The sequence below is a fragment of the Cupriavidus sp. FW305-27 genome (assembly GCF_058787995.1).
In genome coordinates, this window is the sequence record NZ_JBYTAG010000018.1 from 59,742 (window position 1) to 80,863 (window position 21,122).

The following is a 21,122-nucleotide window of genomic DNA, read 5'->3' on the forward strand; positions in this document are numbered from 1 at the left end:
GTCGGTGCGGGCCCGGTGATCAGCCCAGCTCCTGCACCTTGCGCCCGGCCAGCGCGCTCTTGATCGAACGGTCCATGCGGCGCGCGGCGAATTCGTCGGTACCGTGCGACAGCTTCTCCACCGCGGCGTGGATGGCGTGGTGGTCTTCGCCGGTGGCGATCTCGCGCACCGTAGCCATCAGCGCCTCGACCGCGGTGCGCTCTTCCGCCGACAGCAGGTCGCCATCGGTTTCCAGCGCGCGCTGCGTGGCCTCGACCAGCCGGTCGGCTTCCACGCGCTCTTCGGCCAGCGCGCGGCTCTTCATGTCGTGCTCGGCCTCGCGGAAGCTTTCCTGCAGCATGCGCGCGATATCGTCGTCGGCCAGGCCGTACGACGGCTTGACCGTGACCGAGGCTTCCACACCCGAATGCGTTTCGCGCGCGGTCACCGACAGCAGGCCGTCGGCATCGACCTGGTAGGTCACGCGGATGCGCGCCGCGCCCGCCACCATCGGCGGGATGCCGCGCAGCTCGAAGCGCGCCAGCGAGCGGCAGTCGCTGGCCAGCTCGCGCTCGCCCTGCAGCACGTGGATCGCCATCGCGGTCTGGCCATCCTTGAAGGTGGTGAATTCCTGCGCGCGCGCCACCGGGATGGTGCTGTTGCGCGGGATGATCTTCTCGACCAGGCCGCCCATGGTCTCAACGCCCAGCGACAGCGGGATCACGTCGAGCAGCAGCCAGTCTTCGCCCGGGGCATGGTTGCCGGCCAGCAGGTTGGCCTGCATCGCGGCGCCCAGCGCCACCACGCGGTCCGGGTCGAGGTTGGTCAGCGGGGTCTGGCCGAAGTAGTCGCCCACGGCCTTGCGGATCGACGGCATGCGCGTGGCGCCGCCGACCAGCACCACGCCCTTGACCTCGTCGGGCGCGACGCCCGCGTCGCGCAGCGCCTTGCGCACCGGCACCAGGGTCTTCTGCACCAGGTGCGCGGTGACCTGGTCGAAGATCTCGACAGTCAGCGTCAGGTGGACGATCTCGCCGGACTCCAGCACGGCGTCGATCACGGTGCTGTCGCTTTCCGACAGCGCTTCCTTGGCCGCGCGCGCACGCACCATCAGCAGGCGCATGTCCTGCGCCGATAGCGGCTGCAGGCTGGCCTGCTCGACGATCCAGCACAGCAGGCGCTGGTCGAAGTCATCGCCGCCGAGGGCCGAGTCGCCGCCGGTGGCCAGCACCTCGAACACGCCCTGCGTGAGCTTGAGCACCGAGATATCGAAGGTGCCGCCGCCCAGGTCGTAAACCGCGTAGATGCCTTCCGAGGCATTGTCCAGGCCGTAGGCAATGGCCGCGGCAGTGGGCTCGTTGAGCAGGCGCAGCACTTCCAGGCCGGCCAGGCGCGCGGCGTCCTTGGTCGCCTGGCGCTGGGCCTCGTCGAAGTAGGCCGGCACCGTGATGACGGCGCCGACCAGGTCGTCGCCCAGCGTGTCTTCAGCGCGCTGGCGCAGCGTGGCCAGGATCTCGGCCGAGATCTCCACCGGGCTCTTTACGCCGGCGGCGGTCTTGATCTGCAGCATGCCCGGCGCGTCGACAAAGTCATACGGGCTGTGCTCGATATTGGCCACGTCGCGCAGGCCGCGGCCCATGAAGCGCTTGACCGAGACGATGGTGTTCTTGGGGTCGCGCACCGCTTCTTCCTGGGCCCGGTAGCCGATATGGGCGGTACGGTCCGGCAGGTAGCGCACGACCGACGGCAGCAGCGCGCGGCCGCGCTCGTCGCCCAGCACTTCGGGAATGCTGCTACGCACCGCGGCCACCAGCGAATTGGTGGTGCCGAGGTCGATGCCGACGGCCAGGCGGCGTTGGTGGGGCGCCGGCGACATGCCGGGTTCGGAAATCTGGAGCAGTGCCATGGTATTTCTTTGCTGTCTTGTGCGGCAGTGGAAACCGCCATGCGGGTGGCATTGGGGAGCGGTTTTCGCGCCGGGCGCCATTGTGTCACGGCCCCGGCAAACGTGCCGGTCAGTGTTCCAGCCGGTCGATGGCCTCGCTGGTATCGTGCTCGATCTTCTCGATAAACATCAGTTGCCGCACCGCGCCGCCAGCCGCCTCGTTGTCGCCGGAATCCAGCAACGCGCCCAGTGCTTCGTGGCGCTCACGCTTTTCCTGGCGCAGCTCGCGCAGCAGCGCATCGAGCCGGTCCACTGCGCGCTCCTCCACCGCTTCCTGCAGCGCTTCGCGCCATTCCATCTGCTGCATCAGGAAGGCCGGAGTCATGGCCGTGTTGTTCTCGGCCTGCACATCGACGCCGCGCAGCTTCAGCAGGTAGGTCGCGCGCCGCAACGGCTGGCGCAGCGTACGGTAGGCTTCATTGGCATGCGCGGCCCATTGCATGGCCACGCGGCGCTCGGCGTCGCCCGCCTTGGCAAAGCGGTCCGGATGCGCCTGCGACTGCACGGTGCGGTACGCCGCATCCAGCGCGGCGTCATCGACGCCGTACTGCGCCGGCAGGCCGAACAGCGCAAAAAAATCGTCTTTCAACTGCTTCCCCAAGAAAAAAGAGCGGCCGCGCCGCCCCTTTGTCCATTGCCGCCACGGTGCCGCTCAGGCGGGCTTGCGTGCCCACTCGGCCGGCGGTTCGTTGCGGTCGCACTTCAGGCAGTTCACCCGCATGCCGATCATGGCAGTGGCGGCCCTGTTCGCTTTGCGTCCATGGCCGCGACTGCCATGGCGGGTCGTGCCGCATATGCTGGCCGTGCCCGCATTCGAGTTCGGCCACCCAGTGGCCTTCCTCGTCCCGGCGGAACCCGACGATGCTGCGCTCCACCGGGGCTTGCTTGCGCTGGCGCGCCTCAGACCGTGAAGGACTCGCCGCAGCCGCACTCGTCCTTGACGTTGGGGTTGTTGAAGCGGAAACCTTCGTTCAACCCTTCACGTGCGTAGTCGAGTTCGGTGCCGTCGATATACGGCAGGCTCTTGGCGTCGACGATGACCTTGATGCCGTGCGATTCGAACACCGCGTCTTCCGGCAGCAGCTCGTCGACGTATTCCAGCTTGTAGGCCAGGCCCGAGCAGCCGGTGGTCTTCACGCCCAGGCGCAGGCCCACGCCCTTGCCGCGGCGTTCCAGGTAGCGGGCCACATGCTTGGCCGCCTTCTCGGTCATGGTGATCATCGTTGCGTCTTCCTTCGTCGATGCCGTGGTCAGTGCGACAGAATCAGGCAGCCTTCTGCTCGGCGCCGTGCTTCTTCTTGTAGTCTTCGACGGCGGCCTTGATCGCGTCTTCGGCCAGGATCGAGCAGTGGATCTTCACCGGCGGCAGCGCCAGTTCTTCGGCGATCTGGGTGTTCTTGATCTCCAGCGCCTGGTCCACGGTCTTGCCCTTGACCCACTCGGTCACGAGCGAGGACGAGGCAATGGCCGAGCCGCAGCCGTAGGTCTTGAACTTGGCGTCTTCGATCACGCCCGCCTCGTTGACCTTGATCTGCAGCTTCATCACGTCGCCGCAGGCCGGCGCACCGACCATGCCGGTGCCGACCGCATCGTCGTTCTTGTCGAACGAACCGACGTTGCGGGGGTTTTCATAGTGATCGAGAACCTTGGTGCTGTATGACATTTTGCTTACCTCTTGCGTATCTTTGCGGGGGTATTGCGTTTTGTTCTGATGATCTGTGCGGGCGCGTCAGTGCGCGGCCCACTGGATCGAATTCAAATCGACGCCGTCCTTGAACATTTCCCACAGCGGCGACAGGTCGCGCAGCTTGCCGATCTTGCTCTTGAGCAGTTCGATGGTGTAGTCGATCTCCTGCTCGGTGGTGAAGCGGCCCACCGTGAAGCGGATCGAGCTGTGCGCCAGTTCGTCGTTGCGGCCCAGGGCGCGCAGCACATACGACGGCTCCAGCGAGGCCGAGGTGCAGGCCGAACCCGACGACACCGCCACGTCCTTGATCGCCATGATCAGCGACTCGCCTTCGACGAAGTTGAAGCTGACATTCAGGTTGTGCGGCACGCGCTGTTCCAGGTCGCCGTTCAGGTAGACCTCTTCCATGTCCGACAGGCCGTTCCACAGGCGGTCGCGCAGCATGCGGATGCGTTCGTTCTCGGTCGCCATCTCTTCGCGGGCGATGCGGAAGGCTTCGCCCATGCCGACGATCTGGTGCGTGGCCAGCGTGCCCGAGCGCATGCCGCGCTCATGGCCGCCGCCGTGCATCTGCGCCTCGATGCGCACGCGCGGCTTGCGGCGCACGTACAGCGCGCCGATGCCCTTGGGGCCGTAGGTCTTGTGGGCCGAGAACGACATCAGGTCGCACTTCAGCTTGCCCAGGTCGATCGCCACCTTGCCGGTTGCCTGCGCGGCGTCGCAATGGAAGATGATGCCCTTCTCGCGGCAGATCTCGCCGATCTGCGCGACGTCCTGGATCACGCCGATCTCGTTGTTGACCAGCATCACCGACACCAGGATGGTGTCCGGGCGCAGCGCCTGCTTGAACACTTCCATGTCGAGCAGGCCGTTTTCCTTCACGTCCAGGTAGGTCACTTCAAAGCCCTGGCGCTCCAGCTCGCGCGTGGTGTCGAGCACGGCCTTGTGCTCGGTCTTCAGGGTGATGATGTGCTTGCCCTTGCCCGAATAGAAGTTCGCGGCGCCCTTGATCGCCAGGTTGTTCGATTCGGTCGCACCCGAGGTCCACACGATCTCGCGCGGGTCGGCGCCGACCAGTGCGGCCACCTGCTCACGTGCTTCTTCCACCGCGCGCTCCGCTTCCCAGCCGTACGCGTGGCTGCGCGAGGCCGGGTTGCCGAACTGCTCGCGCAGGTACGGAATCATCTTGTCCGCCACGCGCGGGTCCACCGGCGTGGTGGCCGAGTAATCCATGTAGATGGGGAAATGTGGGGTGCTCATCGTTATGACTGCCTTGTTAGGGACCGCTGATCGCTGTTTTGCTGTCGTTGCCTGGGCGCGCTCAGGACTGCGCCAGGCTGAAAACTGAATTCACCATTCTGGCCCGGACCGGCTTTTCCTGCTTGTCGGCCTTGCCGCGCGCAGCGGCCGCGACCGGCTGCGCGGCGTCCTCGCGCATGTCGTGCAGCACGGCCGGCTGGCGCTCGCGCTGCTGGTCCACCAGGTTCTTGAGGGAAACGGAGTCGAGGTACTCGACCATCTTCTGGTTCAGCGTGGCCCACAGTTCGTGGGTCATGCAGCGCCCGGAGCCGTCATCTCCGTTACAATTGCCCTTGCCGCCGCACTGGGTGGCATCCAGGGGCTCGTCCACGGCGATGATGATGTCCGCCACGGTGACGTCTTCGGCCTTGCGCGCCAGACTGTAGCCGCCGCCCGGGCCGCGCACGCTTTCGACGATCTCGTGCCGGCGCAGCTTGCCAAACAGCTGCTCCAGGTAGGACAGCGAGATCTTTTGCCGCTGGCTGATGCCGGCGAGCGTGACCGGTCCCTGGTCCTGGCGCATGGCCAGGTCGATCATCGCAGTGACCGCGAAGCGGCCTTTGGTGGTCAGTCTCATGGTGCAGGGCTCTGGGGGTGAAGCTAATACTTGATCGTTTCCGTCAAGTATAAAGGTACCCGACTAATTCAGTCAACTACCCCTGCCGCAGCGCACCACGCCCCGATCACGCTTCGCGCCCGCCCGCGGCCGTCTCCGGGCCTGCCGCGCGCGGCGGAATCACCAGCGACAACGGGTGCTTCAGGATGCGCCGCCGCACGGCCGCGCTCAGTTCGGCGCGGTCCACGCGCCGCAGGTTGCGTGACCGCAGCGCCATATTGAACGCCAGCGCGAAGCTCACCGCCACGTTCAGCATCCCCATCAGCGCAATGCCCGCCACCGCCAGCCACAGCGACGGCATGCGCAGTGCATCCAGCCCCAGCACGCCGATGGCGGCGCCGACCGAGCCCGTCGACAGCGTCACATGGCGCACTTCCATATGGGGCCCGAAGAAGCTCAGGATTTCCGGCCCCAGCCCCAGCAGCAGGCCCAGCGACACGTTGGCGGCTATGCCCGACAGGTTGCGCTTCCAGAAATCCGCCAGACGGGTGGCGCCGCGCGCACCCAGCACGTACTGGAGGCGCCGGTTGTAGGCCATCACGTCGTGCACGCGATGCAGCGCGAACCAGTTGTCGGCCCAGCCGGCAATCAGGCTGGACAGCCACAGCAGCACGCCGGTGAAGGCGGCATAGAGCGGCGTCGGGCCCAGGATCGAGAACGACTCGATGGTGGCAATCGCCTTGGCCGGCGTGATCAGGTTGGCGCCGAGCAGTTTGTGCGCCAGCCACTGGATCCCCAGCGCCACCGGGAACACCACCGCCAGGTTGCCGACGATCGCCGCCGCGTTGGAGCGGATCATGGCAATGGTGTCGTCGACGAATATCTCGCGCCCTTCCGGCCGCCCTGCCCCGTCCAGCCGGTGCGCCAGCGCCGGCCCGGTCATGGCCGGCTGCTTGGTCGCCAGCGTGAAGTGCGCAAAGTGGATGGCCAGGAAGCTGCCGGCGTAGTTGAGCGAGGCCAGCAACCCTTCACTGAACTTGTCCAGGTGCAGGCCGTAGATCAGGAACTTCAGGTACACGGTGGCGACCGAGACCAGGCCGCCGCCGGCCGCGGCGCGCACCAGCTCGGCGTATTCCTTGCGGTCGCGCGTGATGTAGTGCTCGCCGGTCTCGGCCGAGCGCTCCACCACCTTGCGCGCCAGCTGCGCGAACGAGGTGCCGGCCAGGTGCGAGATGCTGCGCCGGGCCTGGGTCGATCGGATCAGCTCCGCCACCAGGTGCGCATGCATGCCGGGCCGGCGGGGCTCGACCCAGGCCGCCAGCAGCAGCTCGATGCGGCTGAGCTGCACCTTCATGCGCTCGATCTGGAACACCACCTCGACCGACACGCCGTTCTCTTCCAGGTCCTCATACACCTGGCGGATCGCGGCATGGCAGCCGTCCAGCAGCGCGCGGAAGTAGTTCAGGCGGTGGCCAAAGCTGTTGTCGTCATGGCGCAGGCCCTCTTCACGCAAGGCCTGGATGGCCTCGTCCAGGCGGAAGAACGGTGTCTCTTCCACGCGCCCGGCCAGGCGCGAACGGATCGCCTGACTCAGGCCGGTGGCGCGCACCTGGCTGACCAGCACCGCGATGCTGGTGGCCAGCGTCTGGCCCAGCGCATCGCGATAGTGCGCCATGCCCGCCGCTTCGCCCCCGGCGCTGCCGGCCTGCAGCACGCGCGCCAGCCGCGCCAGCAGCCCATCGTCGATGGCCTCGACCCACTCCGCGTCCTCATCCCCGACGAACACCAGCGCAAACAGCCCCGCCATGTCGCTGCGGTTGGGCGGCGGCGGCAGGAAGCGGTTCTGCAGCCGGCCCACCATCTCGCTGACGAAGCCCGGGTGCAGGGCCACGCCGGTATCGCAGAACAGTCCGGTGGGGTCGTTCTCGCGCACCAGGCTGCGCACCGTCAGGGCGAAACGCCCGGCCCAGTCGGGATGCCGCTCCAGCACCTGCAGCAGGTAGCGCAGCCGCACATGCTCGGGGTGGCGGCGGTCCGTGCCAGGTTCCTGGCTGTCAGCATCGGCGCCCAGCCCGCCATCGCGGCGGATCCAGAAGCCCAACTCGATCAGCCAGCCGTTGCGCTCGGCCAGCGGCGCCTCAGGATCGGCAGCGGCCAGGATGGCGTCGAGCTGCAGGCTTGCATTGCGCGATTCGCGCCATTTGCGGAACAGTTTGCGAAGCATGGATTCTCGTGGGATCGGTCCGCCGGCCGCGGCGCTGGAGGCGTCGCGGCGCGGGCCGCAGAAAGGACGATGGAGCGGGCGCCGGGATCAGCCGGCGTTGCCTTGCAGGCGCTGGCGCAACTCGGCCACCAGGCCGTCGCAGGCATCTTCGATGTAGTCGAGCACGCGCTCGAAGCCATCGCCTTCGCCGTAGTAGGGGTCCGGCACCTCGTCGGCGTCGTGGCGGGTGGCGAAGCTCATCAGCAGGCGCAGCTTGGCGCCGGCATCGGGGCGCAGCCGCGCCAGGCCGGCCAGGTTCTCGCGGTCCATCGCCAGGATCAGGTCGAAGCGGTCGAAGTCAGGCAGGCCGACCTTGCGCGCGCGCAGCGCGGACAGGTCATAGCCGCGCTGCAGCGCGTGGCGCTGGGTGCGGGGATCGGGCGCGCGGCCCAGGTGGTATTCATGCGTGCCCGCCGAATCCAGTTCCACCAGTGCGTCCAGCCCCGCCGCAGCCAGCTTGGCGCGCAGCACGCCCTCCGCCGTCGGGGAACGGCAGATGTTCCCCATGCAACACATCAGGATGGCGTATGTCTTCATCGGATCACGGCTTGGCGGGAGTGGAACGGCGGGCGCACCGGCACACGGCAGGGCCGCCGGCCGGACAGCCGCAATTCTACCCGCAGCCCTTCAGGCCAGCTGCTTGGCCAGCCGCTCGCCGTGCGCAAACCCGGCCACTTCCGCGGCCTCGCGCGATTTGTAGTGCTCGGTGATGCGCGAGGTCTCGGTCAGCGTGCCGGCGGCGCGGATATTGGTGCCGGGGCGGCAGACGCGCACGGTGTAGGACCATTCGCTCTGTGAGCGCTGTTTGACCTGGACCTGCACCTCGTGGGTTTCATAGACCTTCTTCTTCCATTCACCGATATCGCTCATTGTGGTTCTCCACGGAAAATGGGTGATGCCTGGCTAGTTGACCTCGCCGGCGTCGATCGCGCGCATGGCGCCGGCCTCCGCCAGGGCGATGGCCCCTTCGGGCGTGGGCGCGTCGCCCGCAATCGCCTCGTAGCTGGGGCCGGATGGCTCGCCGAAGGCATCGGCGATGCGCATCTGCGCCGCAAACCCGCCGGCGGCATTGGGAACCGCACTGACCACGACCGCGTAGCCGCCGTATTCAAACTGGCGTTCCATCTTGCCTCCTTCGCGGCAGCCTTCGCGCTTTCACCCTTCATGACCGGCGCCGCCGCGAATTTCACTATAGGCGAAGCGCGCGTGGCGGTGCGGCGTATCAGGCAGGCGGCAGCGCGCCCTCTCCGCTGGCGCCGAACACCTGCGCCTTGAGCTTGGCCAGCTGGTCGCGCACCTGCGCCGCCTGCTCGAACTCCAGGTTGCGGGCGTGATCGAGCATGAGCTTCTCCAAACGCCTGATTTCCTTGGAGACCTGCTTCTCGCTCATGTCCTCGTAGCGGGCCTGCTCCTGCGCCGCCAGCAGCTCGGCCCTGGCATCGTTGACGCTATAGACGCCGTCGATAATGTCCTTGATGCGCTTGACCACGCCGCGCGGCGTGATGCCGTTGGCCTCATTGAAGGCGATCTGCTTGGCACGGCGGCGCTCGGTCTCTCCAATCGCCTTCTTCATCGACTCGGTCATGCGGTCCGCGTACAGGATCGCGGTACCGTTGACGTTGCGCGCGGCGCGCCCGATGGTCTGGATCAGCGAGCGCTCGGCGCGCAGGAAGCCTTCCTTGTCCGCATCGAGGATCGCCACCAGCGACACCTCGGGAATATCCAGGCCTTCGCGCAGCAGGTTGATGCCCACCAGCACGTCGAAGGTGCCCAGGCGCAGGTCGCGGATGATCTCCACGCGCTCGACCGTGTCGATGTCCGAGTGCAGGTAGCGCACCTTGACGCCGTTCTCGGACAGGAACTCGGTCAGCTGCTCGGCCATGCGCTTGGTCAGCGTGGTCACCAGCACGCGTTCGCCAACCTCCACGCGGGCGTGGATTTCCGATAGCAGGTCATCCACCTGCGTGGTCGCCGGGCGCACCATGATGATGGGATCGACCAGCCCGGTCGGACGCACCACCTGCTCCACCACCTGCCCGGCATTGTCCTGCTCGAACTGCGCCGGCGTGGCCGAAACAAACATCACCTGGCGCATCTTGCGCTCGAATTCGTCGAACTTCAGCGGCCGGTTGTCCAGCGCCGAGGGCAGCCGGAAGCCGTACTCCACCAGCGTGGTCTTGCGCGCGCGGTCGCCGTTGTACATGCCGTTGAGCTGGCCGATCAGCACGTGCGACTCGTCCAGGAACATCAGCGCGTCGGGCGGCAGGTAGTCGACCAGCGTCGGCGGCGGCTCGCCCGGCTTCGCGCCGGACAGGTGCCGCGAATAGTTCTCGATGCCCTTGCAGAAGCCCAGCTCGGACAGCATTTCCAGGTCGAAGCGGGTGCGCTGCTCAAGCCGCTGCGCCTCCACCAGCCGGTTTTCCTTGTGGAAGAACTCCAGCCGCTCGCGCAGCTCCGACTTGATCGCCTCGATCGCGCGCAGCACGGTCTCGCGCGGGGTCACATAGTGGCTCGACGGATAGACCGTGAAGCGCGGGATCTTCTGGCGCACGCGGCCAGTCAGCGGGTCGAAGAACTGCAGCGACTCGACTTCGTCGTCGAACATCTCCAGCCGCACCGCCATCTCGGCATGCTCGGCCGGGAAGATGTCGATGGTGTCGCCGCGCACGCGGAAGGTGCCGCGCTGGAAATCGGTCTCGTTGCGGGTGTACTGCATCGCGATCAGGCGCGCGATCACATCGCGCTGGCTGATCTTGTCGCCGGCCCGCAAGGTGAGAATCATCTGGTGGTATTCGGTCGGGTTGCCGATACCATAGATCGCAGAGACGGTCGCCACGATGATCGTGTCGCGGCGCTCCAGCAGGCTCTTGGTCGCCGACAGCCGCATCTGCTCGATATGCTCGTTGATCGACGAGTCCTTCTCGATAAACAGGTCGCGCTGCGGGACGTAGGCCTCGGGCTGGTAGTAATCGTAGTAGCTGACGAAGTACTCGACCGCGTTGCGCGGGAAGAACTCGCGAAACTCGGCGTAGAGCTGGGCCGCCAGCGTCTTGTTGGGCGCGAACACGATCGCCGGCCGTCCCATCCGGGCGATCACATTGGCCATGGTGAAGGTCTTGCCCGAACCCGTCACCCCCAGCAGCGTCTGGAACGACAGGCCGTCCTCGACCCCCTCCACCAGTTGCCGGATGGCCTCCGGCTGGTCGCCGGCGGGCGGGAACGGCTGGTAGAGCTGGAACGGGGAGCCGGGGAATGTGACGAATTTGTCTTCGTCCAGGGCCGGCGCGGCTTCTGCAAGGTTCGACATAGGGGGCGAATTTACGGGCGGAATTAGGGAAATACCTCAGGAATACGGGGCGAATACGCTAGAATCTTGGGGTTGCCAGCCCCCGCTTCAAGCCGGAAGCGTCACGGGGGCCTGTCAGCCCCCAGCGCAGTCCGAAGCATTCTACGCCTTCCCGTTTTCTTACATAGCCGACCACGAGATTCCAAATGAGTTTGTTTTCTGCCGTCGAGATGGCCCCGCGCGACCCGATCCTGGGCCTCAACGAAGCCTTCAATGCCGATACCCGCCCGACCAAGGTCAACCTGGGCGTTGGCGTGTACTTCACCGACGAAGGGAAAATCCCCCTGCTGCGCGCCGTCCAGGAGGCAGAAAAGGCACGTCTGACCACCGCCACGCCGCGTGGCTACCTGCCGATCGAAGGCATTGCCGCCTATGACCAGGCCGTGCAGACGCTGCTGTTCGGCAAGGAATCGCCGCTGATCACGGAAGGCCGCGTGGTGACGGCCCAGGCACTCGGCGGCACCGGCGCGCTGAAGATCGGCGCCGACTTCCTGAAACGCCTGTATCCGGACGCCAAGGTCGCCATCAGCGACCCGAGCTGGGAAAACCACCGCGCACTGTTCGAATCCGCCGGCTTCCCGGTGGTCAACTATGCCTACTACGACGCCCCCAGCCACGGCCTGAACTTTGCCGGCATGGTGGAATCGCTGAAATCGTTCCCGGCCAACACCATCGTCGTGCTGCACGCCTGCTGCCACAACCCGACCGGCGTGGACCTGTCGCCCGAGCAGTGGAAGCAGGTGGTGGAACTGGTCAAGGAACGCAACCTGATCCCGTTCCTGGACATGGCCTACCAGGGCTTTGCCGACGGCATCGACCCGGACGGCGCCGCCGTGCGCCTGTTCGCGGACTCCGGACTGCCCTTCTTCGTGTCGAGCTCGTTCTCGAAGAGCTTCTCGCTGTACGGCGAGCGCGTCGGCGCGCTGTCGATCGTCACCACCAGCAAGGAAGAAGCGCAGCGCGTGATGTCGCAGGTCAAGCGCGTGATCCGCACCAACTACTCCAACCCGCCGACGCACGGCGGCACCGTGGTCGCGACCGTGCTGAACAGCCCGGAACTGCGCGCCATGTGGGAAGAAGAGCTGGCCGAGATGCGCGACCGCATCAAGCTGATGCGCCATGCGCTGGTCGACAAGCTGGCCGCCAAGGGCGTGCCGGGCGACTTCTCCTTCGTCAAGGCGCAGCGCGGCATGTTCTCGTACTCGGGCCTGACCTCGGCCCAGGTGGACCGCCTGCGCAACGAGCATGGCATCTACGCCGTCGGCACCGGCCGCATCTGCGTGGCCGCGCTGAACAGCCGCAACATCGACGCCGTCGTCGATGCGATCGCAGCTGTGATGTAAAAGGCTTTTGCAATCGCCATCCCGCAACAGGTGGCGACTGGCGCAAGCGTCACAAAGCAATGCACAAAAAGCGGCTTCGGCCGCTTTTTGCATTTGTTTACGATTTATCAGCCAATGTCATCAAGAAATCAGCCTTTTACCTTATTGTTTTCCGCAGCAACGGATGTACTTTAAGGTATATGCTGCAGAGCAAGATCGTTAGCACGGTCGTTCGGTTAAAGGCATAATCGGCGCCACGATCCCCCGGTGTATTGTCAGTACATTAGTACTTGGTAGTACGTACCTCTTAGCTAGACCCAGGCAGAAAAGGCATGCTCTACCAATTGCATGAGTTCCAGCGCTCGATCCTGCACCCGCTGACCGCGTGGGCCCAGGCGACCGCCAAGACCTTCACCAACCCCCTCAGCCCGCTCTCGCTGGTTCCCGGCGCACCCCGCCTGGCTGCCGGCTATGAACTGCTGTACCGGCTCGGCAAGGAATACGAAAAGCCGGCATTCGACATCAAGTCGGTGCGCTCCAACGGGCGCGACATCCCCATTGTCGAGCAGACCGTGCTTGAAAAGCCGTTCTGCAAGCTGGTGCGCTTCAAGCGCTATGCCGACGACCCGGAGACCATCAAGCTGCTCAAGGATGAGCCGGTGGTGCTGGTGGCCGCGCCGCTGTCGGGCCACCATGCCACGCTGCTGCGCGACACGGTGCGCACGCTGCTGCAGGACCACAAGGTCTACGTCACCGACTGGATCGACGCACGCATGGTGCCGGTCGAGGAAGGCGCGTTCCACCTGTCGGACTACATCTACTACATCCAGGAATTCATCCGCCATATCGGCGCCGAGAACCTGCATGTGATCTCGGTATGCCAGCCCACCGTGCCGGTGCTGGCCGCGATCTCGCTGATGGCCTCGGCCGGCGAGAAGACGCCGCGCACCATGACCATGATGGGCGGCCCGATCGACGCCCGCAAGAGCCCCACCGCGGTCAACTCGCTGGCGACCAACAAGTCGTTCGAGTGGTTCGAGAACAACGTCATCTACACCGTGCCGGCCAACTACCCCGGCCACGGCCGCCGCGTCTACCCGGGCTTTTTGCAGCATGCCGGTTTCGTGGCGATGAACCCGGACCGGCACCTTTCCTCGCACTATGACTTCTACCTGAGCCTGGTCGAGGGCGATGCGGATGACGCCGAAGCCCACGTGCGCTTCTACGACGAATACAACGCGGTGCTCGACATGGCCGCCGAGTACTACCTCGACACCATCCGCGAGGTGTTCCAGGAATTCCGCCTGGCCAACGGCACCTGGGCCATCGACGGCAATCCGGTGCGGCCGCAGGACATCAAGAGCACCGCGCTGATGACCGTCGAGGGCGAACTGGACGACATCTCGGGCGCGGGCCAGACCGCCGCGGCGCACGACCTGTGCGCCGGCATCCCGAAAACCCGCAAGCAGCACCTGAACGCGGCACACTGCGGCCACTACGGCATCTTCTCGGGCCGGCGCTGGCGCGAAGAGATCTACCCGCAGCTGCGCGACTTTATCCGCAAGTACCACCAGGCCTCGGCCACCAGGTAAGAAAACGCCCGCGATTGCGGGCGTTTCTTCTTGCGGGGCCGGGCCGGGATGCTCAGTGCTTCTTCAGGTAGCTGAGCAGCATTTCCGAGTGCAGCTCGGCAAAGCGCTCATGCTCCTGCTGCGAGGCCACGTCGCGGCCGATCACGGCACTGATGGTATAGCGGTTGGACAGCACGTAGTAGCCCAGCGCGGAAATCGTCAGGTAGAACTGCGGCACGTCGATATCGTCGCGGAACACGCCTTGTTCCTGCCCGCGCCGGATCACGTCGGCCAGCACATCCACCACCGGGTTGATCAGCTGCTGCAGCTGCGCCGACTTCTTCAGGTGCCGGGCCTCGTGCAGGTTCTCGCTGTTGACCAGGCGGATGAACTCCGGGTGCTCGTAATACCAGTCCCAGACGAAACGCGCCAGCGTGCGCACGCCCTGGACCGGGTCTTCGTCGACCAGGTGCAGCTGCTCCTCGTCGGCGCGGAAATTAGCGTATTGCTTCTCAAGCACCGCCAGGAACAGGCCTTCCTTGCTGCCGTAGTAGTAGTACAGCATGCGTTCGTTGGTTTCCGCGCGCCGGGCAATCTGGTCGACGCGGGCGCCGGCCAGACCCCCCTTGGCGAATTCCTCGGTGGCCGCAGCGAGGATGCGTCGGCGCGTCCCTTCCGGGTCGCGTTTGGTCTTGGGCTCAGTTGACATGGGGTGGCTGGTCGATCGTTGCGCGGATTATGGCATAGGCCGGAATGCGGCAATCCGGCGGTGCGCGCATCATCGCCGTTTCTGCCCGCCGGCGAAATCGGGGATAATCCTTGCGGCGCGATGGCTCGCAGGGGTCCACAGAGATCCCGATGCCGCAGGGTCGCTGGCCTATTGTCCGCCGCCGGGTTCGGCTGTTATGTCGCCAAACCCTCACAGCGCCCCGTAAATATCGTGTCTTGACCGTTCTGATCCGGCCTTGGTCCCCTGTCTTGTCCCCTGATTTCCTGCCCGTAGTCGTGAATCCCGCCGTCAAGTCCCTTGCCGACCGCATCGAAGCGCTGCTGCCACAGACCCAGTGCACAAAATGCGGCTTCAACGGCTGCCGCCCCTACGCCGAAGCCATGGCCAGCGGCGAAGCCGCCTGCAACCGCTGCCCGCCCGGCGGCGCGGAAGGAATCGTGCGCCTGGCCGCGGCGCTCGGCACCGAACCACTGCCGCTGGACCCGGAGCGCGGCAGCGAACAGCCGCGCGCGGTGGCCCGCATCGACGAGAGCCTTTGCATCGGCTGCACGCTTTGCATCCAGGCCTGCCCGGTCGATGCGATTGCCGGCGCCGCCAAGCAGATGCATACGGTGATCCCTGACTGGTGCACCGGCTGCGACCTGTGCGTGGCGCCCTGCCCGGTCGACTGCATCGACATGGTCCCGGTCACCGGCGCGCGCACCGGCTGGGCCGCGTGGTCGCAGGCGAGGGCCGATGCCGCGCACGCGCGCTACCTGGCGCGCAATGCGCGGCTGGTGCGCGAGCGCGAGGAAAACGACGCGCGCCTGGCCGCCAAGGCCGCCGCCAAGCTGGCCGCGGTGCAAGCCGAAGCGCCGGAGAACGATGCCGAGCGCGCCGCGCAGGAACGCAAGCGCGCCATCATCCAGGCCGCCATCGAACGCGCCCGGCAGAAGCAGCAGGCCGCGCAGCCGCGCAATACGGAGAACGTCTCGGCTGCGGTGCAGGCCCAGATCGACGCCGCCGAAGCACGGCGCGCGCGCGCGGGACTTGCCAGGCCTGGATCCGACCAGAACGCCAATACCGACCCGGAAGAAAAACAATGAACGCCGCCAAGTGCCGTGCCATCTTTGAGACGCTGCGCGAAACCAACCCTGCCCCGGCCACCGAACTGGAATACAGCTCGCCGTTCGAGCTGCTGATCGCCGTGCTGCTGTCGGCGCAGGCGACCGACGTCGGCGTCAACAAGGCCACGCGGCGGCTGTTCCCGGTAGCGCATACCCCACGCCAGATGCTGGACCTGGGCGAAGCCGGCCTCAGCGAGTACATCAAGACCATCGGGCTGTACAAGACCAAGGCGAAGCATGTGATCGAAACCTGCCGCATCCTGGTCGAGCGCCACGGCGGCAAGGTCCCGCCCGAGCGCGAAGCGCTGGAGGCGCTGCCGGGCGTGGGCCGCAAGACCGCCAACGTGGTGCTCAACACCGCGTTCGGCGAGCCCACCATCGCGGTGGACACGCATATATTCCGGGTAGCGAACCGCACCGGGCTGGCGCCGGGCAAGACCGTGCAGATCGTCGAGCAGAAGCTGCTCAAGTGCGTGCCGCATGAGTTCCTGCACGATGCCCACCACTGGCTGATCCTGCACGGCCGCTACGTGTGCAAGGCGCGCAAGCCAGAGTGCTGGCACTGCGTGATCGAGCCGCTATGCGAGTTCAGGGAAAAGACGCCGGCGCCGCAGCTGTAACCCGGGCCTGGTGTCCTAGTCCGGCTCGTGCGCCAGCACCAGGGCCAGCTGTAGCGCGGTGCGCGCGACCACCTCCACCTCGGGCGCGTAGCCGTGCGTGATCCAGCGCAGGGCGATGTGGACCACCCCGCCCGCCACCCCCGCCGTCAGCAACGGATCGAGCTTGCGTCCCGGCGGCAGCAGCGCTTGCGCGAGCAGCCCGCCGAATTCATCCAGCGAATCCGCCAGCGCCCCGTCGACCAGCTTGCTGACGCCGCGGATTTCCACCAGGAACACCCGCGCTGAACGCGGCTCGCGCCGCAGCGCCCCGAAATAGGCGCGCAGCATGGCCAGCGCGCGTTGCTGGCCCTCGCCTCCGGCCCCCTCGCCCGCCAGGGCGAGGGTGTGCAGCAAGCGGTGGGTCACCGTTTGAAACGATGCCAGCAGCAAGGCCTCGCTGTTGGCGAACGACTCATAGAAATACCGTTCGGTCAGGCCCGCGGCCTCGCACACGGCCTTGACGGTGGCGTTCTGGTAGCCGCGCTCGCCGTAGACCTGCACGGCCGCGGCAATCAGCTGCACACGGCGTTGGGCACGTCGTTCTTCGGCTTCGGCGCCGCGGTAGCGACGCGCGGGGGTGAGCTCGGTCGTCATGCGCGCCATTATGACATTCCCTATTGTCAGATTCCTTGCCGGATCGCTTCTGACAATCTATGTTGTCAGAAGCGCCACTCGCCCGGATCCCCCCATGACCGCCTCAAGTCCCGATGACGCAGTCCTTGATGTCCTGATCGTAGGCGCCGGCCTGTCCGGCATCGGCGCCGCGCGCCAGCTGCAAATGCGCTGCCCCGGCAAGCGCTACGCCATCCTGGAGGCGCGTGAGGCCATGGGCGGCACCTGGGACCTGTTCCGCTACCCGGGCATCCGCTCGGATTCGGACATGTACACGCTGGGCTACCGCTTCAAGCCCTGGCGCGGCGCCAAGGCCATCGCCGACGGGCCGTCGATTCGCGCCTACATCCGCGAAACCGCCGAAGAGGCCGGCATCACGTCACATATCCGCTTCGGCCATCGGGTCATCAGCGCGGCATGGGACAGCGCCGCAGCCTGCTGGACGGTCGAAGCCGAACGCAGCGCGGACCACAGCCGGCTGCGCCTGCGCACACGCTTTCTCTATGTGTGCGCAGGCTATTACAGCTATGCCGAGGGCCACCGGCCCGAATTTGCAGGCGAAGCGCAATTCCGCGGCAGCATGGTGCATCCGCAGTTCTGGGACGAATCGCTCGACTATGCCGGCAAGCGCGTGGTGGTGATCGGCAGCGGCGCCACGGCGGTCACGCTGGTGCCGGCCATGGCGAAAAGCGCCGCGCACGTGACGATGCTGCAGCGCTCTCCCACCTATATCGTGACGCGCCCCGGCGAGGACGCCATCGCCCACAAGCTGCGCCGCGTGCTGCCGGAGCGGCTGGCCTACGCCGCCACGCGCTGGAAGAACGTGCTGCTGGGCATGATGTTCTTCCAGCTGGCGCGGCGCCGGCCGGACCGCGTCAGGCAGCGCCTGATCGGCATGGCGGCAGCGCAACTGGCGCCGGGCTATGACGTCGGCACCCACTTCACGCCCCGCTACCGGCCCTGGGACCAGCGCCTGTGCCTGGTGCCCGACGGCGACCTGTTCCGCGCGATCCGCGACGGGCGCGCATCGGTGGTGACCGACACCATCGACCGGTTCACCGAGAACGGCATCGTGCTGGCCAGCGGCAAGAAGCTGGCCGCGGATGTCGTGGTGGTGGCCACCGGCCTCAAGCTGAACATGCTGGGCGACATTGCACTCACCGTGGACGGCCAGCCGCGCCGCCCCGCCGAATGCCTGGCCTACAAGGGGATGATGCTGAGCGATGTGCCCAACCTCGTGCTGGCCTTCGGGTACACCAATGCCTCGTGGACGCTCAAGGCCGACCTCACGGCCGAGTACGTCTGCCGCCTGCTGCGTCATATGGATCGCCACGCCCACCGCATTGCCGTGCCGCGCGCCCCGGCTGACGTTGAGCCGACCCCGTTCCTGGATTTCACCTCCGGCTACGTGCAGCGTGCCGCCACCGTGCTGCCCCGGCAAGGGCATCGCAAGCCATGGCGCGTGCACCAGAACTACCTGAAAGACCTGCTGGCGATCCGGCACGGGCGCATCGCAGACGGCGTGTTGCAGTTCGATGTCCCGCCTCCCTCTCCCCTGGCACACCGGGCGCACCGGGACGGCCAGGACACCACCGACAACAACAACACGGTGCCGGCCGTTGCCGCCAGCGAGGTGCAATCATGACCATCGTCCTGACCGTTTTCGCGGTGCTGATCGGGCTGATCCTGGCGCTGGGCGCGTCGCTGTATCTGTACACGTGGCGCACCGCGCGGCGCATCGAAGCCGCCATGCCGCCGCACGGCCGCTTTGTCGACGTGCCCGGCGCGCGGCTGCACGTGGTGGAGCGCGGCCAGGGCCCGGCGGTGCTGCTGGTGCATGGCCTGTCCGGCCAGCTTGAGAATTTTGGCTACGGCATGATCGGGCCGCTTGCCGAGCATTTCCGCGTGATCGCCGTCGACCGCCCCGGCGCGGGCCACTCCATACGCACGCCGGGCAGCGCCGCGGACCTGCCGGCGCAGGCCGCAGCGCTCGCCGCGCTGTGCGACAAGCTTGGCCTGGAGCGTCCGCTGGTGGTGGGCCATTCGCTGGGTGGCGCGATTGCGCTGGCACTGGCCATCCACCACCCCGAGCGCGTGGGCGGGCTGGCACTGATCGCGCCGCTCACGCACCCGCCCAAGGCGATCTCGCCGGTGTTCCAGGCCATGACCGTGCCCAGCGCGTGGCTGCGCCGGCTGATGGCATGGACGCTGGTGGTGCCGATGTCGATTCGGCGCCGCGAAGCCGTGATGGACATCGTGTTCGGCCCGGACCCGGTGCCGGACGACTTCCCGACGCGCGGAGGCGGGCTGCTGGCGCTGCGGCCGCGCCACTTCCTGGCCGCGTCCGAAGACCTGATCGGCGCCGCGCAGAGCCTGCCGGCGCTGCTGCACCGCTACGGCACGCTGCGCGTGCCGGTCAGTGTCCTCTACGGCCGCGAAGACCGCATCCTGGATTTTGCCGAGCATGGCGAAGCGCTCGCCGCCAAGGTTCCGGGCGCCACGCTGACATTGGTCAGCGGCGGGCATATGCTGCCGGTGACCGCTATCGACACCAGCGTCGATTTCGTCCGCGACGCCGCCGCCCGGCTGCAAGTCCCCGCGCCGGCCCAGGCGCAGGTCGCCTGATCCACGGAGCCCCGCCCATGGCCACCACCACCGCTTCCAACCCCTACAAGCACAATGTCTTCGCCGCGTTCCAGGCCGTTCGCAAGCTGATGGCGAACGGCAACGACACGGAGCAGGTGTTCCGCATCATGCGCGCGCTCAACGGGCCGTCCATGCCCCGCAACTTCAACCGGCTGCTGAGCACGCCCGACGGGCGGCGCATGGTCTACCAGCGCATCGAGCTGGCGGAGCGCCTGTCCGATCCCGCCTACGTGGCCAGGTTCGCACCGGGCACGGTGGGCGCGGCCTATCGCGTGTTCCTGGAACAGACCGGCTACAGCGCTGACGGGCTGGCCAAGGTCTCGAACCTGGACCAGGAACCGTTGATCGAGGACGCCTACATGTGGTTCGGCCGGCGTACCCGCGACATCCACGACATCTGGCATGTGCTCACCGGCTACCGGGCCGATGAAAGCCTTGGCGAAGCCGCACTGGTGGCATTCAGCTATGCGCAGACCGGCGGCAAGGGCTGGGCCTTCATCGCCATCGCGGCGTCGCTGAAAAGCCTGCGCGTGAGCGGCAGGCTGGCCTTTGCGCGGGCCGTGCTGGAGGGCTACCGGCTGGGCCGGCGCGCCCGCTGGCTGTTGGGCGAGGACTATGAAAAGCTGCTGCACGAACCCATCGGCGCGGCCCGCGCCCGGCTTGGCATTGCCGAACCCCAGCGCTACCTGGCCTGCAATCCCGATCCCCTGCAGGAGTGGACGGCCTGAAGCGCTGCTGCGTGCCCCAAAAAAAAGCGACCACGGCCGGGTCGCGTTTTTGATGGTGCGCAGCGCGATCAGACGATGCGGCAGGCTTCGTCGAACGACAGGCGCGGGCCGCGCGGGAACAGCTTGTCGGCCTCGCCGTAGCCCAGGTTGCACAGGAAGTTGACCTGCCACTTGCCATCGGGGAAGAAGGCTGCGTTGACCTTGTCGGCATCGAAGCCGCCCATCGGGCCGCAGTCCAGGCCCAGCGCGCGCGCCGCCAGGATGAAGTAGCCGCCTTGCAGCGAGCTGTTCATCAGCGCGTCGCGGGCGATCTTCTCGTCGTTGCCGGCGTACCAGGAACGGGCGTCGGCATGCGGGAACAGCTTGGGCAGCTGGTCGTGGAAGGCGGTGTCGAAGGCGATGATGGCCGTCACCGGCGCCGAACGGGTCTTGTCGACGTTGCCGGCCGACACGCAGTCCACCAGGCGCGCCTTCTCGGCAGCGCTCTTGACGAACACGATGCGCGCCGGGCTGCTGTTGGCAGCGGTCGGGCCGAACTTCATCGCTTCATAGATCTGGTGCAGCACGGCGTCGTCCACGTGGCGGTCCTGCCACACGTTGTGCGTGCGGGCTTCGGTGAACAGCTGCGCCAGCGCGGCGTTGTCGATCTGGGACATGCGCTTCTTTCCTGTAC

Annotated in this window: 21 protein-coding genes and 1 pseudogene; 7 read left to right on the plus strand and 15 right to left on the minus strand. The window is 66.7% G+C overall.

Going from position 1 to position 21,122, the window contains the following annotated elements; translation table 11 throughout:
* Window positions 1–19: 19 nt before the first annotated feature.
* The 12 genes and pseudogenes from hscA to uvrB all read right to left on the minus strand — a co-directional run bounded on the left by hscA (window position 20) and on the right by uvrB (window position 11,036).
* Complete coding sequence (gene hscA, locus AC3WRI_RS11360) at window positions 20–1,885, minus strand: Fe-S protein assembly chaperone HscA (protein WP_492293341.1); 1,866 nt, start codon at window positions 1,883–1,885, stop codon at window positions 20–22.
* A 109-nt stretch (window positions 1,886–1,994) separates the two neighbouring features.
* Complete coding sequence (gene hscB, locus AC3WRI_RS11365; RefSeq protein ID WP_010809022.1) at window positions 1,995–2,513, minus strand: Fe-S protein assembly co-chaperone HscB; 519 nt, start codon at window positions 2,511–2,513, stop codon at window positions 1,995–1,997.
* A gap of 63 nt (window positions 2,514–2,576) precedes the next feature.
* Window positions 2,577–2,799, minus strand: a pseudogene (locus tag AC3WRI_RS11370) (DUF3565 domain-containing protein).
* A gap of 25 nt (window positions 2,800–2,824) precedes the next feature.
* On the minus strand, window positions 2,825–3,145 hold the full coding sequence (gene iscA / locus AC3WRI_RS11375; protein ID WP_010809024.1) for an iron-sulfur cluster assembly protein IscA: 321 nt from the start codon (window positions 3,143–3,145) through the stop codon (window positions 2,825–2,827).
* Window positions 3,146–3,188: 43 nt separating this feature from the next.
* A complete protein-coding gene (gene iscU, locus AC3WRI_RS11380; protein WP_010809025.1) occupies window positions 3,189–3,587 on the minus strand; it encodes a Fe-S cluster assembly scaffold IscU in 399 nt (132 codons plus the stop codon).
* Window positions 3,588–3,653: 66 nt separating this feature from the next.
* Complete coding sequence (locus AC3WRI_RS11385) at window positions 3,654–4,877, minus strand: IscS subfamily cysteine desulfurase (protein ID WP_269446663.1); 1,224 nt, start codon at window positions 4,875–4,877, stop codon at window positions 3,654–3,656.
* Window positions 4,878–4,932: 55 nt separating this feature from the next.
* Complete coding sequence (gene iscR / locus AC3WRI_RS11390) at window positions 4,933–5,487, minus strand: Fe-S cluster assembly transcriptional regulator IscR (protein ID WP_011614910.1); 555 nt, start codon at window positions 5,485–5,487, stop codon at window positions 4,933–4,935.
* Between the two features lie 106 nt (window positions 5,488–5,593).
* Window positions 5,594–7,690, minus strand: a complete 2,097-nt coding sequence (locus AC3WRI_RS11395; protein WP_439671498.1) for a site-specific recombinase — start codon at window positions 7,688–7,690, stop codon at window positions 5,594–5,596.
* Between the two features lie 87 nt (window positions 7,691–7,777).
* Window positions 7,778–8,266, minus strand: a complete 489-nt coding sequence (locus AC3WRI_RS11400) for a low molecular weight protein-tyrosine-phosphatase (protein WP_010809029.1) — start codon at window positions 8,264–8,266, stop codon at window positions 7,778–7,780.
* Between the two features lie 90 nt (window positions 8,267–8,356).
* Entirely contained in the window at window positions 8,357–8,599 is a 243-nt protein-coding gene (locus AC3WRI_RS11405) for a hypothetical protein (RefSeq protein WP_010809030.1), read from the minus strand.
* Between the two features lie 33 nt (window positions 8,600–8,632).
* The gene (locus AC3WRI_RS11410; RefSeq protein ID WP_010809031.1) at window positions 8,633–8,854 is read right to left on the minus strand and encodes a hypothetical protein; all 222 of its coding nucleotides are present in this window, start codon (window positions 8,852–8,854) and stop codon (window positions 8,633–8,635) included.
* A 97-nt stretch (window positions 8,855–8,951) separates the two neighbouring features.
* Window positions 8,952–11,036, minus strand: coding sequence for an excinuclease ABC subunit UvrB (gene uvrB / locus AC3WRI_RS11415; protein WP_010809032.1), 2,085 nt, complete (start codon window positions 11,034–11,036; stop codon window positions 8,952–8,954).
* A 185-nt stretch (window positions 11,037–11,221) separates the two neighbouring features.
* Between uvrB and AC3WRI_RS11420 the strand changes: the two genes are divergently transcribed.
* Both AC3WRI_RS11420 and AC3WRI_RS11425 read left to right on the plus strand, forming a co-directional pair.
* Complete coding sequence (locus AC3WRI_RS11420) at window positions 11,222–12,418, plus strand: amino acid aminotransferase (RefSeq protein WP_010809033.1); 1,197 nt, start codon at window positions 11,222–11,224, stop codon at window positions 12,416–12,418.
* Window positions 12,419–12,729: 311 nt separating this feature from the next.
* Complete coding sequence (locus tag AC3WRI_RS11425) at window positions 12,730–13,989, plus strand: polyhydroxyalkanoate depolymerase (RefSeq protein ID WP_010809034.1); 1,260 nt, start codon at window positions 12,730–12,732, stop codon at window positions 13,987–13,989.
* 52 nt (window positions 13,990–14,041) lie between these two features.
* On the opposite strand, the gene AC3WRI_RS11430 is transcribed toward AC3WRI_RS11425, so the two are convergent.
* Window positions 14,042–14,677, minus strand: coding sequence for a TetR/AcrR family transcriptional regulator (locus tag AC3WRI_RS11430; RefSeq protein ID WP_010809035.1), 636 nt, complete (start codon window positions 14,675–14,677; stop codon window positions 14,042–14,044).
* Between the two features lie 296 nt (window positions 14,678–14,973).
* On the opposite strand from AC3WRI_RS11430, the gene rsxB reads away from it, so the two are divergent.
* On the plus strand, window positions 14,974–15,783 hold the full coding sequence (gene rsxB, locus AC3WRI_RS11435) for an electron transport complex subunit RsxB (protein WP_492293345.1): 810 nt from the start codon (window positions 14,974–14,976) through the stop codon (window positions 15,781–15,783).
* Window positions 15,780–16,424 (plus strand): endonuclease III, encoded by a 645-nt coding sequence (gene nth, locus AC3WRI_RS11440; protein WP_011614905.1) that lies wholly within the window; start codon window positions 15,780–15,782, stop codon window positions 16,422–16,424. Before rsxB ends, nth begins: the two co-directional genes overlap by 4 nt.
* 15 nt (window positions 16,425–16,439) lie before the next feature.
* Here the strand turns inward: nth and AC3WRI_RS11445 are convergent, their stop codons facing one another.
* The gene (locus AC3WRI_RS11445; RefSeq protein WP_010809038.1) at window positions 16,440–17,066 is read right to left on the minus strand and encodes a TetR/AcrR family transcriptional regulator; all 627 of its coding nucleotides are present in this window, start codon (window positions 17,064–17,066) and stop codon (window positions 16,440–16,442) included.
* A gap of 85 nt (window positions 17,067–17,151) precedes the next feature.
* On the opposite strand from AC3WRI_RS11445, the gene AC3WRI_RS11450 reads away from it, so the two are divergent.
* The 3 genes from AC3WRI_RS11450 to AC3WRI_RS11460 are packed head-to-tail and all read left to right on the plus strand — an operon-like array spanning window position 17,152 to window position 20,449.
* Window positions 17,152–18,720: a flavin-containing monooxygenase gene (locus tag AC3WRI_RS11450; RefSeq protein WP_492293342.1), complete on the plus strand. Its 1,569-nt coding sequence runs from the start codon at window positions 17,152–17,154 to the stop codon at window positions 18,718–18,720.
* Window positions 18,717–19,700 (plus strand): alpha/beta fold hydrolase, encoded by a 984-nt coding sequence (locus tag AC3WRI_RS11455; RefSeq protein ID WP_058696925.1) that lies wholly within the window; start codon window positions 18,717–18,719, stop codon window positions 19,698–19,700. The genes AC3WRI_RS11450 and AC3WRI_RS11455 overlap by 4 nt, the downstream gene beginning before the upstream one ends.
* 17 nt (window positions 19,701–19,717) lie before the next feature.
* Window positions 19,718–20,449, plus strand: coding sequence for a Coq4 family protein (locus tag AC3WRI_RS11460; protein ID WP_492293343.1), 732 nt, complete (start codon window positions 19,718–19,720; stop codon window positions 20,447–20,449).
* A gap of 68 nt (window positions 20,450–20,517) precedes the next feature.
* Here the strand turns inward: AC3WRI_RS11460 and AC3WRI_RS11465 are convergent, their stop codons facing one another.
* On the minus strand, window positions 20,518–21,105 hold the full coding sequence (locus tag AC3WRI_RS11465; RefSeq protein ID WP_010809042.1) for a malonic semialdehyde reductase: 588 nt from the start codon (window positions 21,103–21,105) through the stop codon (window positions 20,518–20,520).
* Window positions 21,106–21,122 lie beyond the last annotated feature (17 nt).

Bases quoted from the DNA above. Each gene is read 5' to 3' on its own strand.
- hscA (WP_492293341.1), bottom strand. From the start codon at position 1,885: ATGGCACTGCTCCAGATTTCCGAACCCGGCATGTCGCCGGCGCCCCAC.
- iscA (WP_010809024.1), bottom strand. From the start codon at position 3,145: ATGATCACCATGACCGAGAAGGCGGCCAAGCATGTGGCCCGCTACCTG.
- iscU (WP_010809025.1), bottom strand. From the start codon at position 3,587: ATGTCATACAGCACCAAGGTTCTCGATCACTATGAAAACCCCCGCAAC.
- iscR (WP_011614910.1), bottom strand. From the start codon at position 5,487: ATGAGACTGACCACCAAAGGCCGCTTCGCGGTCACTGCGATGATCGAC.
- AC3WRI_RS11395 (WP_439671498.1), bottom strand. From the start codon at position 7,690: ATGCTTCGCAAACTGTTCCGCAAATGGCGCGAATCGCGCAATGCAAGC.
- AC3WRI_RS11400 (WP_010809029.1), bottom strand. From the start codon at position 8,266: ATGAAGACATACGCCATCCTGATGTGTTGCATGGGGAACATCTGCCGT.
- AC3WRI_RS11405 (WP_010809030.1), bottom strand. From the start codon at position 8,599: ATGAGCGATATCGGTGAATGGAAGAAGAAGGTCTATGAAACCCACGAG.
- AC3WRI_RS11410 (WP_010809031.1), bottom strand. From the start codon at position 8,854: ATGGAACGCCAGTTTGAATACGGCGGCTACGCGGTCGTGGTCAGTGCG.
- uvrB (WP_010809032.1), bottom strand. From the start codon at position 11,036: ATGTCGAACCTTGCAGAAGCCGCGCCGGCCCTGGACGAAGACAAATTC.
- AC3WRI_RS11420 (WP_010809033.1), top strand. From the start codon at position 11,222: ATGAGTTTGTTTTCTGCCGTCGAGATGGCCCCGCGCGACCCGATCCTG.
- AC3WRI_RS11425 (WP_010809034.1), top strand. From the start codon at position 12,730: ATGCTCTACCAATTGCATGAGTTCCAGCGCTCGATCCTGCACCCGCTG.
- AC3WRI_RS11430 (WP_010809035.1), bottom strand. From the start codon at position 14,677: ATGTCAACTGAGCCCAAGACCAAACGCGACCCGGAAGGGACGCGCCGA.
- nth (WP_011614905.1), top strand. From the start codon at position 15,780: ATGAACGCCGCCAAGTGCCGTGCCATCTTTGAGACGCTGCGCGAAACC.
- AC3WRI_RS11445 (WP_010809038.1), bottom strand. From the start codon at position 17,066: ATGGCGCGCATGACGACCGAGCTCACCCCCGCGCGTCGCTACCGCGGC.
- AC3WRI_RS11450 (WP_492293342.1), top strand. From the start codon at position 17,152: ATGACCGCCTCAAGTCCCGATGACGCAGTCCTTGATGTCCTGATCGTA.
- AC3WRI_RS11455 (WP_058696925.1), top strand. From the start codon at position 18,717: ATGACCATCGTCCTGACCGTTTTCGCGGTGCTGATCGGGCTGATCCTG.
- AC3WRI_RS11460 (WP_492293343.1), top strand. From the start codon at position 19,718: ATGGCCACCACCACCGCTTCCAACCCCTACAAGCACAATGTCTTCGCC.
- AC3WRI_RS11465 (WP_010809042.1), bottom strand. From the start codon at position 21,105: ATGTCCCAGATCGACAACGCCGCGCTGGCGCAGCTGTTCACCGAAGCC.